Source organism: Sunxiuqinia sp., from assembly GCF_055140945.1.
Genome location: NZ_JBSQYS010000010.1, coordinates 76,435 through 87,828 on the forward strand (window position 1 = coordinate 76,435; position 11,394 = coordinate 87,828).

Here is an 11,394-nt window from a genome sequence, read left to right on the forward strand (position 1 = left end):
TAAAAACGACCAATGGAAAAAACACAACTTTTTGTTTACGGAACAATTGGTGATCCTGAATTTTTTGAGTGTTTATTGAAACGAAAACCCAAATACAAAGCGGGCCGTCTGTCTAACTTTAGTCTTTTTGTAAATCAAGAAAGTGGCTATCTGTTTGTAAAACCGGATCAAGGATCAACAGTAAGTGGAAAATTAGTAGAGGTTAATGAGGAGGAATTAAAAATTTTGGATCTATGGGAAGATGTTCCTTTTTACGAGCGTGAAACCGTTTTGATCGAGTGCGATTCAGCCCTTGAAAATGCTTTTGTTTACACGCAAAATGATGCGAATGGAATATCCTCAGACGTAGGAACTACCAAAAACAGAACGAGCATGTTGAATGAAATTCGGTCCTTCAGAAATTGGATCGACGATCTGCTACTCAATGCTTAATTCAATATAGGTTGTAATAAAAACATGTTTTTAGCTACTCTTAGTTAAAAACTAATTGTCGTCATAACTACAAACATATGAAAAAAATCTTCTTCCTAATTATTGCAACCAGTCTATTGGCTTGTAATCCTAAACCCAAAGTTACCCAATGGCGCGGAATAAATCGTTCAGGCTCCTATCACGAAACCAACTTATTAAAAAGTTGGCCGGAGCTTGGTCCTGCTGAAATATGGGGAACTGAATCAATTGGAAATGGCTACAGCAGCCCTATTATTACTGATAAATTTGTCTATACAACCGGAGAAATTGATAGCCTCGGATACCTGTTTAAGTTGGATCATCAAGGAAAAGAAATCTGGCGTTCAGTCTATGGTAAAGAATGGACAAAGAACTTCCCAGGATCGCGAGGAACACCAAGCTTATTGAATGACCAGATTTATGTTTGTTCTGGATCTGGTGATTTGTGTTGTATTGAAACGGAAAACGGCAGTGTTTTGTGGAAAATAAATATGCTCGACGACTTTGGCGGCGAGATCCCACGCTTTGGATATTCGCAATCGCTAGTTATTAACGGGGATCTAGTTTATTGTCAACCCGGTGGAGAGGAGCATAATTTGATTGCACTGGACCGAAATAGTGGAGAATTGGTTTGGTCACATCCTTGTTTTAAAGAACGCCCCGGTTACAACTCTCCTCTCCTCTTCGAATGGAATAATAAAAAAATACTAGCCACATTTTCAGCCTATCATCTACTTGCAGTTGATGCTCAATCGGGAGAACTGCTTTGGTCGCATGAACAGACAAATACTCCTGTTGCCGACAGAAGCCCGGGAAAAGGTGACACCCACGGAAACACGATCCTGTTTGACAACGGTTTTATTTATTATTCTGCGGCAGATGGAAATGGAGGCGTAAAACTAGCAATCAGCGAAGATGGAAATTCGATTGATGAAATATGGCAAACACCAGATTTCGACAACTATATGGGTGGTTTTATTAAGCTCGACGACCAACTTTATACAGGCAGCCACAGTAAACGACAACTCGTTGGCATAAACGGTGAAACAGCAGAAAAAACCGACAGCCTCAAACTTGGCCGAGGAATTACGATATTGGCAGACGGGCTGATCTATTTTTACGCTGATAATGGGGAGCTTTCACTTATCGACCCTTCTAATAAGCTGGAATTAATTAGCTCTTTTGATATTAAAAAAGGCACCAAGGAACATTTTGCTCATCCGGTAATTCATCATGGAGTTTTATACATAAGGCATGGCAACTATCTTGGAGCATACGATATCAGAAAAAAATCATGAGGTAAATAGTCAAGTTTAAACCAGAACCGATATAAAAAAGCCGGCGAGATAAAATCTTGCCGGCTCCTTGTTCTCTCAACTACTATTTGTTAGTTTCCACCCAAAATAAGCGGTAATCCATCTTTTGTGCTTCCAACGACTATCACTTTAGCATTTGGTGATTTGGCTAAATCCAAAGTCGCCTCAATGCCTCGTTGTTTTAAAATACTGGCAGTCAGCGATGCATCTAGAATGCGATTGAACCGTGCAATACCTTCGGCATCAATCCGTCTTTTCTCGGCCTCCTGCTTGGCAGTTTCAAGCGTATACTGGTAAGTTAAAAAAGCCTGTTCTTCCTCCAGCTTTTTCTCAATAGCTTGTTTAATCTTGTCGGGAAGATTGATAGAACGAATCAGCAAGGCCTGCATGGCAATATCATTATTCTCCAAAACCTGTTTGGTTTCATTGATAATTGATGCTTCAACCTCGCTCCTCTTGGTAGAGTATATTTCTTCGGCAGTGTAACGCCCGGCTACTTGACGAACCGAAGAGCGAACCTCTGGCACGATAAGATTATCGATATAACGCTTGCCAAAAATCTCATGTAAATAGCCAATTCTGGTATAAGTAGGATTGAAACGAACCGAAACATCGACGTTTATCGACAATCCGTTTTTATCCAATACATCCATTGTTTCTTCACGCTGTTGTTCCTTTACATCGTATACAAATAGGGTATTCCATGGGGCCACAACATGAAACCCGGGTATGTAAATATTCTCTTTGTCTAATCCCGAAGTAAAAGGGCGGAAAAGAACTGCCCGTTCTCCTGGTTGAACGGTTACAAACATGCTACTTCCAAAAAATAAAAGTACCACCACTACTACACCCACAATAATTAAATACGATTTTTTAAAATTGAAATCCATTCGCTCTATATTTTTAATTTGTCATTCAGGTAAATGTAAGGTTTTTAAACAAAGACTCAAATATTTAGCTCAAATTAAAGCCGAACATTAAAATAGTCTGATTCATAGCGTGGAAAGGTTTGTTAAAATCTTTTTTTTACTTAGATTTGGCATGTAATCAAAAAATACTCTTGTATGATCGGGTCTTCAGAACTAATCATCAACAAAGACGGAAGTATTTTTCACCTTCATTTAAAGCCAGAAAACATAGCTGATTATGTGATTCTTGTAGGCGATCCATCCCGAGTTAAAGCAATTCAGTCATTTCTTTCAGAAGTTGAATATACTGTTCAAAACAGAGAATTTGTTTCCACTACCGGAAAGTACAACAACACACGGATAACCGTCATTTCTACAGGAATTGGCACCGACAATATCGACATTGTATTAAACGAACTTGACGCATTGGTAAATATTGATTTGAACAAACGTGAAATAAAAGATGAAAAGCACTCTCTTAAAATTATACGCATTGGAACTTCTGGTGGTATGCAAAAACATTTGCCGGTTAATTCCTTTGTAGTATCAAAAAAAGCAATTGGCTTCGACGGATTGCTGAATTTTTATGCAGATCGAGAACTCATATCAGATATTGACTTTGAGAAGAATTTTTTTAATCACACAGAGTGGAACACGATACTGGGACGTCCCTACGTTGTAGATTGTTCGCCCTTACTACTCAGATTATTTTCTGACAAAAACGTTTTTCACGAAGGTGTGACAATTTCGGCTCCTGGCTTTTATGGCCCCCAAGGCCGTGAACTAAGGCTGAAAACAATTGATCCATCATTAAACGAAAAAATAGAGAGCTTTTACTACAAAGAACTTCAGGTTACGAACTACGAGATGGAATGCTCTGCTATTTACGGACTTTCGGCTCTACTGGGTCATGAGGCTGTAACGGTTTGCCTGATTATTGCAAGCCGAACGAATAAGGAAGCAAATGAATCCTACCATTCCGATATGGAAAAATTGATTGAATTGGTTTTAGAAAAGATAAGTAACTCATAGGATGCTATGAAAAGTGATCGATTACAAGCCTTAATTACGTTGTTGGATGATCCGGATGAAGCCGTGTATGAAGAAGTAGAGCAACAATTGTTGTGTGAGGATAGCAAAATTGTTGAGCAATTGGAACATATTTGGGAGACAAGTTTGGATGAATTAATCCAAATGCGAATTGAAAACCTGATTCAACAAATTCAATTCAGCGAAACCCGAACGAAACTATGGAATTGGAACAACCAAAAAGAAGTTGATTTATTTGAAGGCTTCTTTCTCATTTCCCGTTACCAATACCCTGATTTGAAGCTGAAAAGCATCAAATCCAAAATTCAGAAAATTAGTAATGATGTCTGGCTTGAAATTAATAACAGGCTGACTTCCCTGGAAAAGATTACCGTCCTAAATCATATTTTCTACGACACCAACAAATTTTCGGTCAATCTCAACAACCTCAATTCGCCGCAAAACAGTTACATCAATCAACTACTTGAGACCAAAAAAGGCAACGCCATTTCAGTCGCTATTTTGTACGCATTGGTTGCTCGTGAGTTGAGTTTGCCAGTACAGTTCGTCAACTTTCCGAAAACACCTTTACTTGCTTATGTTGATGCTGAAGCAGCTCAAAAAGCACACGGAAGTGAACACCAATCGCCCGTCCTTTTTTATATCAACCCTTCAAATAAAGGAGCTATTATAGGGCGGAAAGAAGTTGATTATTTTTTAAACAAAAACGAGCAATTTGGAGCTGATGATTTTTATGCCGCTTGTGAAGACAAAATCATCATAAAAAAACTGCTTGAAAGCCTGATCGAAAGCTATGAGTCACTCGGCTACCAGGATAAAGTGAAAGACTTGCGCCAAATTTCAAACTTCCTTTAAAACCGCATAAAGCTTCATGTTGCTCGTCATACCAAGACACGTAATCACTTCATAATTGGGATGGAATACAGAGTTCACTGTTTCCGGTGAAACTCTTCTTATGTCAGTCGATCTTCCAATAAATATTCAATGATCCGTTCCCGTGGATTAAATGGCGCAAGCTCATCTAATCCCATTGACTTGATTGCCATATCGACAATCTCTTGATCAGAAATATTAGTTGTGCGATTTTGGTTTCGCAAAAAATAGTTACCGGCATCAAGCATTGCCTGCAATGGAATAAGTCCGATTAGCTCGGAACCAGTAACACTCACCCCTCTTCTTTCTGCGCTTTTACAAACTTCGCTATAAGCGATATGGATCGGGGTTACTGAAAGGTCGATCAAATTCATGGAAACTTGTGCAATCTCATATTCTTCGATGTACCAACCAATCGCACGCACTTTCTTTAATGCTCCCGGGATGCGAACCGAATTCCCGTTTTCATCTTTAACTATTTTTCCTGTCTCACGCTTTACGCGGCCAGACTCCCGCACATCAGAAGCTATAGCGTTAGCCTTTACTATCGAACGGGTATTCAAATTAACATTGTAAGCAATCAGGAAATTGCGGGCTCCAACTGCAATGGCTCCAGCATTTACATTTGGTTTTGAGGGACCAAAGTCTGGTTGCCAATTTGAATCTTTCAACTTATCAGGCAATCCTTCATACTCACCAAAACGGCAATTTGCAAGGCTTTTTCGAACCTCACTTCGTGCTGCGAACTCATAGCAAAACACGGGTATTTCCAGCTCTTCGCCAATTCGCTTTGCTAGCTGGTAGGCATACTCAACAGTCTCCCCCATTGAAATACCCGTAATTGGCACCAGTGGACAAACATCAGTAGCACCAAAGCGAGGGTGCTCCCCCTGTTGCTTACTCATATCAATAACTTCCGAAGCTTTTTGGATACCGCGAAAAGCCGCTTCAATCACTGCAAGTGGTTTGCCAACAAAAGTCACAACAGTCCTGTTGGTAGCTTTCCCTGGATCAACATTTAGCAGTTTAATGCCGCTAACACTTTCAATCGCATCTGTAATCTGCTTGATTACGGCTGGATTTCTTCCTTCACTGAAATTCGGCACACATTCTATTAGTTTTGTCATTAAATTTAAACTTTTATTCACGAGTCTTTACTAACGTAAATTTTGCTTCAAATATATACGAACTGGTTCTTCGAAACTAATAAATTTCGCCATTGATAATGACAGTTTCAATAGGATTGGTTCCAAAATAATACGGAATAGCTGTGTACGATGGAAGTTCCTTTGTTATTAACAAATTGGCCTGCTTTCCTTTACAAATACTTCCCACACTATTTTCTAAGCCCATCGCATAAGCTGAATTCAAGGTACTGGCATTAAGCGCTTCTTCAGGTGTCATGCAGTAGTTAATACAGGCCAATGATTGAATAAAATTCATATTACCTGAAGGTGCAGTTACCGGGTTATAATCGCTGGCCAAAGCGATTGGCAAACCAGCACCAATCATCTTTCGAGCAGGTGATAAAGCTTGGTTTAAAAAGAAAGCAGCTCCCGGCAAAATGGTCGGCATGGTCTCCGAATTAAGCAAAGCAGAAATTTCGTTTTCTCCAATATACGTCAAATAATCAACCGACAGTGCTTGATTGTTTACCGCAATATCCACCCCTCCGGTCAGACCAAATTCATTCGCATGTATTTTGGGTTGGAGATTATACTTCAAGCCTGCTTCTAAAATTCTGGTTGTTTCTGCAGGAGTAAAAAAGCCTTGATCGCAAAATACATCTATATAATCAGCCAATCCTTCATTACCAATTTCTGGAAGCATTTCCTGAATAATCAGGTTGATATATTTTTGACGGTTATTCATAAAACCGGGAGGTATTGCATTTGCCCCTAGAAATGTGGCTTTTATCACTAAAGGGCTATCTTCTTTCAATTGCCTGATCACACGCAACATTTTCAACTCCGACTCTACAGTTAGCCCGTACCCACTCTTGATCTCCACCGAAGTGGTTCCCATTTGTTTGATCTCATTCAAGCGTACTGTTGCAGCTTCGAATAAATCATCTTCCGAAGCTTGCTCCATTTCTTTAGCCGAATTCAAAATCATTCGCTCCCGTCGTGCTTTCTCTTCGCAATTTCGGCCCTTGATCCGGTTAACAAATTCATACTCGCAACCAGCCGGAAAAACCAAATGGGTATGAGAATCGCAATAACCGGGTAGCACAATTTTTCCTGAACAATCAATCTCCAGAATCAACTCCATACCATCAACCAAGTCTTCGCTAAAATCATCCATCGATCCGAAAGTCTCAATTTGGTCATCATCAACAACCAAATAAGCATTTTTCAGTACGTCTAATTTGGCCATTTCTTTTCCTGCAACCCGCACCCTGGATTTTTCTTCAACCTGCACCAATTCCTTAATATTTTCCAATATCAACTTCATCGCTAAATTCTGACGTTTTATATACAAGTTAGTAAAAAATGACGTTGAAATAAACTTTTACTTATCCTACAAATTCCAGTCAATTTGTAATTCAAGTTGAAAGATCCCCCTTACACCTAACAATGGATCGAAATTATGGAAACATTTTATGCAACACACATTGAAGAATGACAAAACTGGTTCTATGAAAACCATCAAAAAGCAAGTGTCGTATCGTTTAATTACTACAAAACGAAATAGGCAAATCATCAATAACTTTTCGTAATTCGTTGGAAGATACCGTTTGTTTTAGCTGGATCGACGGACTTATTGAAGAATTGGAAAAAATAAGACAAGCAACAACTAATGTAATTTAGAGCTTGCGAATTCGCTTCACAATTATTTGTTTGTCTATCGTAGCTCTAAGCAAGTAAAACCCATTATTTAAATCATTTGTTTCTAGCCGGATACGCTGACTTCCCGGAACTAGTTCAACTTTCTTCCAAATCTTGACTTTATTTCCAAGAATATCAATCAAATCAAACTGAACGATTGAATATTCTTTAGAAGAAAGCTCAACATAAACAAAGTCTTTTACCGGATTTGGATAAATTTTCTCGATTAGATAAGACTTATTATCAACTTGCTGTTCGGCCGCTCTGGCACCAAAAGCGATAGGAAGTGTTAAAAATGAGATTAGTATAATTGAAAGTATCCTTTTTTTCATGGTAATTCTTGTTTTCTTGTTTATAACAATGACAAGAATTGTTCCAAAAAGCTGCAAACTTTCTTAATAAATATTAATCAAGTCAAAGAATAAAAAAACCTCCCAAGACAAATTGAGAGGTTAATCTGAATAGCGCAAAACTAGCTACTTCCCAAGTGAAATATATTTGAGAAATTCGTCCTTTCGGTCTTGTTGCTTAAATATGCCACCGTACTCAGCAGTAACAGTTGAACTACTTTCATCCTCAATACCTCTCGATGAAACACACATATGTTTGGCATCTATCAAAACGGCCACATCATCTGTTTTTAAAATCCGTTTCAATTCACTTGCAATTTGAACCGTTAAGCGCTCCTGCACCTGTGGACGTCTGGCGAAATAATCGACAATGCGGTTTATTTTTGATAAGCCGATTACCTGCCCACTAGAAACGTAAGCAACGTGAGCCTTCCCTACAATTGGAAGGAAATGATGTTCACAGGTCGAATTCAGATTAATATTCTTTTCGACTAGCATTTCGCCATACTGAAACTTATTTTCGAAAACTGAAATCTTAGGTTTGTTTTCAGGATGTAGTCCGTTAAAGATTTCCTTAACGTACATTTTGGCGACACGCCCGGGAGTTCCTTTCAAACTATCATCATTCAAATCGAGTCCAAGTGCATTCATTATGTCACGGAACTTATCTTCAATGACTGCCATCTTTTGCTCATCGCTTTTCATAAATGCATCATCACGCAATGGCGTATCTACTGAAGTTGCAACATGGTTATCTCCTATGATATCATGATCTACAAAATTACTGACAGAGCTCCCATTTGTTCCACCATTCACTAATTGCGACGGCTGACTTGTTTTAACAAAACCCTTTACTTTCATCATCTATCCTCCGAATGTTTTCATGTTTAACCAACAAGCAAACAGTATGTTTGTTTAATAATTATGTGTATTTTTTAAACAAAACACATTTCTTGCTCATATTCAAATGCTTACAAAATAATTACAACCCCGAATAATCTTTTACTAAAACTCTTTCGGAAGAGTATACCAATTGGTATCAAACAAACTCGGAATCGATTATGAATACACGAAAGAGTACAATGCTCGATATTATTCGTTTTTTACATTAAGCCAGAAAAAAGCGAAAAGCCTATTTAGTATTCTCCTTCATAAAATTAAAACATTCGATTCCTGACAATCGGTCGCTTTCCATTAACTTAAGGGTAAATAATCTCGACTACACAGTCGAAGTCAATCCAAGACAATGGTATTGAAATAAAAAAACCAGAGTTTATCCTGAAGAAAAATTTGTTTGCTTAAAAGATCCTGAATGCACTTCCATTGAGTATTGGGAAGACACATATCTGCTATAAAACACCGAATTGAAATCTAGCTAAAATCGAATTATTCTTATAACTTTAACAGCACAATACAGCACAGCAAACTAAACTAAACTAAACTAAATCATGAAAAAACTAAATGTTTTATTATTACTCGTATTTTTATCAACGGTGGTCTCCGCACAAACGAATTATACGCCAAGCAAAGAAAACGTAGCAAATAGAGAATGGTTTCAAGATGCTAAATTCGGGCTGTTTATACATTGGGGAGTATACTCGGTGATGGCTGGTGGTGGCGATCATGGAATTGCCGAATGGATTATGAACCAAAAGAAAATTCCAATTCAGCAATATAAAAAACTGCCATCCTTTTTCAATCCGGTGCAATTTGATCCTGCCGAATGGGTGTCTATGGTTAAAAAGGCAGGAATGAAGTATATTACAATCACCAGCAAACACCATGATGGATTTGCCATGTACGCTTCTAAAATAAGCGACTATAATATCGTAGACCAGACTCCTTATGGTAAAGATGTTCTGAAGCAACTAAAAGAAGAATGTGACAAGCAAGGCATAAAGCTATTCATCTATTACTCACAACTCGACTGGCATCATCCTGATTATTATCCAAGAGGTCGTACCGGTCAAGACTTCACAGGCAGACCGAAACAAGGAGAATGGAGCGAATATATCGATTATATGAACACTCAGCTTACCGAGTTGCTGACAAACTATGGTGAAATCGGTGGTATTTGGTTTGATGGCATGTGGGACAAGCCGAATGCAGACTGGCAGTTAGATGAGACATACGGACTAATTCATAAGCTTCAACCAGGTGCAATGGTTGGAAGCAACCATCATAAAGAGCCGATTCCGGGAGAAGATTTTCAGATGTTTGAACGCGATTTGCCGGGAGAAAATACCATGGGTTTCAACCAAACGAATACAATTTCTGAATTGCCCATTGAAATGTGCGAAACCATGAATGGCAGCTGGGGATTTAATATTAAAGACCAAAATTATAAATCATCCAAACAACTCATTCAAACCATGGTAAAAGCTGCCGGATATGGCGCAAACTTTCTATTAAATACCGGACCGATGCCCAACGGTAAAATACAACCTGAAAACATTGACACGTTGATGGTGATCGGTGACTGGATGGAAAAATATGGAAAATCAATTTACGGCACTCGGAAAGGGCCAATAAAACCGCTAAAATGGGGAGCAACAACTCAAAAAGGAAATACTATCTATTTGCATGTATTGCAATTGGCCGAAGAAAACCTTTTGATTCCAAACGTTGAAACAAAAATCAAGGCCATCACATTTTTTGACGATGATTCAAAAGTTAACTATAAAATTACAGATTTTGGTACGCTGCTACACATCCCTTATGACAAACGAAACGATACTGATACCATTCTGAAAGTGGAAATATAAAATAGAAGGTTTGTCCGCGTGTAAACCCACGGATATTCATTTTAAACATCTCAAATTTTCAGGAATAAAAGCCGGCCGAATAACCGGCTTTTTCATAGTCCATATCTTAATTTCAGGAATTCTATATTCAATTTAGTTTTCGATGACTTCTTTATCCTGGGTTACGGCTGCTGATACGAGTGCTGTTAAAATATCCGATTTATTCACAAAGTACTTGTACTTTTTCTGATCGATCACAGGCATATACTCCTGTTTATATTTTCTCATTTTTTCAAGAACATCGCCGGTATTGTCATTTGGTTGAATGGTTTCGTGATGAATGCCGGCCAAAAATTCTTTCAGCTGTTCATATTTATATTCCTGCTGCTCGTTAGCCAATATTTGCCCCGAAAAGATGCTGCTTTCAATCCACCCATCAAAATTACCACTGCTATCAACAAAAATGAGTTGTTTGATTCCCAGCGTACCAACATACCGAAGTAGCAGGTTTTTGAAATAGTATTTATCGGGTCGAAGAATCATCACGTCAATGGAATTCAATTCGGAGTTACGTAATTTTTCTTGTAACTGATTGAGCATTTCCCAACTTCCTTTTTCAATAGCAAACTCATCTCCTTCCATCGCATCAATACTAAGGTCGCCGGTTGCGAATTGCTTAATTTCCGTTTCTTTAATAGCCTGACCAATCTTAAGCACGCCAGCAATTTCAATCTCTCGGCCTTCGGTAGCCATTTTGTATAGCCCCTCTAATTTACCTTTAAATACAATTAACAAAAGCACAATAAACACAGGCCAAATCAACTGTTGCAAAAAAGGAATCCATTCCTTCATATCGTTTATTCTAAAAGTTAAAT

11 protein-coding genes are annotated in these 11,394 nt (G+C 38.4%); 5 read left to right on the forward strand and 6 right to left on the reverse strand.

Translation table 11 applies throughout. The annotated features are described in order from the left end of the window. Positions 1-12: 12 nt before the first annotated feature. Both ACTB00_RS06625 and ACTB00_RS06630 read left to right on the forward strand, forming a co-directional pair. Positions 13-432 (forward strand): gamma-glutamylcyclotransferase family protein, encoded by a 420-nt coding sequence (locus tag ACTB00_RS06625; RefSeq protein ID WP_463299125.1) that lies wholly within the window; start codon positions 13-15, stop codon positions 430-432. Between the two features lie 77 nt (positions 433-509). After that, complete coding sequence (locus ACTB00_RS06630; RefSeq protein WP_463299126.1) at positions 510-1,748, forward strand: PQQ-binding-like beta-propeller repeat protein; 1,239 nt, start codon at positions 510-512, stop codon at positions 1,746-1,748. A gap of 89 nt (positions 1,749-1,837) precedes the next feature. Here the strand turns inward: ACTB00_RS06630 and ACTB00_RS06635 are convergent, their stop codons facing one another. Continuing rightward, complete coding sequence (locus tag ACTB00_RS06635) at positions 1,838-2,656, reverse strand: prohibitin family protein (RefSeq protein ID WP_463299127.1); 819 nt, start codon at positions 2,654-2,656, stop codon at positions 1,838-1,840. Between the two features lie 174 nt (positions 2,657-2,830). Here ACTB00_RS06635 and ACTB00_RS06640 point away from each other — a divergent pair, with 174 nt between their 5' ends. After that, positions 2,831-3,706, forward strand: coding sequence for a nucleoside phosphorylase (locus ACTB00_RS06640; RefSeq protein ID WP_463299128.1), 876 nt, complete (start codon positions 2,831-2,833; stop codon positions 3,704-3,706). 6 nt (positions 3,707-3,712) lie between these two features. Next, positions 3,713-4,579 (forward strand): transglutaminase-like domain-containing protein, encoded by an 867-nt coding sequence (locus ACTB00_RS06645; RefSeq protein ID WP_463299129.1) that lies wholly within the window; start codon positions 3,713-3,715, stop codon positions 4,577-4,579. 98 nt (positions 4,580-4,677) lie between these two features. Here ACTB00_RS06645 and ftcD read toward each other — a convergent pair whose 3' ends face one another. The 4 genes from ftcD to folE all read right to left on the reverse strand — a co-directional run bounded on the left by ftcD (position 4,678) and on the right by folE (position 8,639). Next, on the reverse strand, positions 4,678-5,724 hold the full coding sequence (gene ftcD / locus ACTB00_RS06650) for a glutamate formimidoyltransferase (RefSeq protein WP_463299130.1): 1,047 nt from the start codon (positions 5,722-5,724) through the stop codon (positions 4,678-4,680). A gap of 76 nt (positions 5,725-5,800) precedes the next feature. Further along, the gene (hutI, locus tag ACTB00_RS06655; RefSeq protein WP_463299131.1) at positions 5,801-7,051 is read right to left on the reverse strand and encodes an imidazolonepropionase; all 1,251 of its coding nucleotides are present in this window, start codon (positions 7,049-7,051) and stop codon (positions 5,801-5,803) included. A 352-nt stretch (positions 7,052-7,403) separates the two neighbouring features. Next, positions 7,404-7,757, reverse strand: a complete 354-nt coding sequence (locus ACTB00_RS06660) for a T9SS type A sorting domain-containing protein (RefSeq protein ID WP_463299132.1) — start codon at positions 7,755-7,757, stop codon at positions 7,404-7,406. Between the two features lie 144 nt (positions 7,758-7,901). Then, complete coding sequence (folE, locus tag ACTB00_RS06665) at positions 7,902-8,639, reverse strand: GTP cyclohydrolase I FolE (RefSeq protein ID WP_463299133.1); 738 nt, start codon at positions 8,637-8,639, stop codon at positions 7,902-7,904. A gap of 584 nt (positions 8,640-9,223) precedes the next feature. Here folE and ACTB00_RS06670 point away from each other — a divergent pair. Continuing rightward, positions 9,224-10,540: an alpha-L-fucosidase gene (locus ACTB00_RS06670; protein ID WP_463299134.1), complete on the forward strand. Its 1,317-nt coding sequence runs from the start codon at positions 9,224-9,226 to the stop codon at positions 10,538-10,540. Between the two features lie 132 nt (positions 10,541-10,672). On the opposite strand, the gene ACTB00_RS06675 is transcribed toward ACTB00_RS06670, so the two are convergent. Beyond that, positions 10,673-11,371 carry a CBS domain-containing protein gene (locus ACTB00_RS06675; protein ID WP_463299135.1) on the reverse strand — a complete coding sequence of 233 codons (699 nt, stop codon included), beginning with the start codon at positions 11,369-11,371 and terminating at the stop codon, positions 10,673-10,675. Positions 11,372-11,394 lie beyond the last annotated feature (23 nt).

Coding starts and splice junctions, on each gene's coding strand:
- ACTB00_RS06625 (WP_463299125.1), top strand. CDS start 13: ATGGAAAAAACACAACTTTTTGTTTACGGAACAATTGGTGATCCTGAA.
- ACTB00_RS06630 (WP_463299126.1), top strand. CDS start 510: ATGAAAAAAATCTTCTTCCTAATTATTGCAACCAGTCTATTGGCTTGT.
- ACTB00_RS06635 (WP_463299127.1), bottom strand. CDS start 2,656: ATGGATTTCAATTTTAAAAAATCGTATTTAATTATTGTGGGTGTAGTA.
- ACTB00_RS06640 (WP_463299128.1), top strand. CDS start 2,831: ATGATCGGGTCTTCAGAACTAATCATCAACAAAGACGGAAGTATTTTT.
- ACTB00_RS06645 (WP_463299129.1), top strand. CDS start 3,713: ATGAAAAGTGATCGATTACAAGCCTTAATTACGTTGTTGGATGATCCG.
- ftcD (WP_463299130.1), bottom strand. CDS start 5,724: ATGACAAAACTAATAGAATGTGTGCCGAATTTCAGTGAAGGAAGAAAT.
- hutI (WP_463299131.1), bottom strand. CDS start 7,051: ATGAAGTTGATATTGGAAAATATTAAGGAATTGGTGCAGGTTGAAGAA.
- ACTB00_RS06660 (WP_463299132.1), bottom strand. CDS start 7,757: ATGAAAAAAAGGATACTTTCAATTATACTAATCTCATTTTTAACACTT.
- folE (WP_463299133.1), bottom strand. CDS start 8,639: ATGATGAAAGTAAAGGGTTTTGTTAAAACAAGTCAGCCGTCGCAATTA.
- ACTB00_RS06670 (WP_463299134.1), top strand. CDS start 9,224: ATGAAAAAACTAAATGTTTTATTATTACTCGTATTTTTATCAACGGTG.
- ACTB00_RS06675 (WP_463299135.1), bottom strand. CDS start 11,371: ATGAAGGAATGGATTCCTTTTTTGCAACAGTTGATTTGGCCTGTGTTT.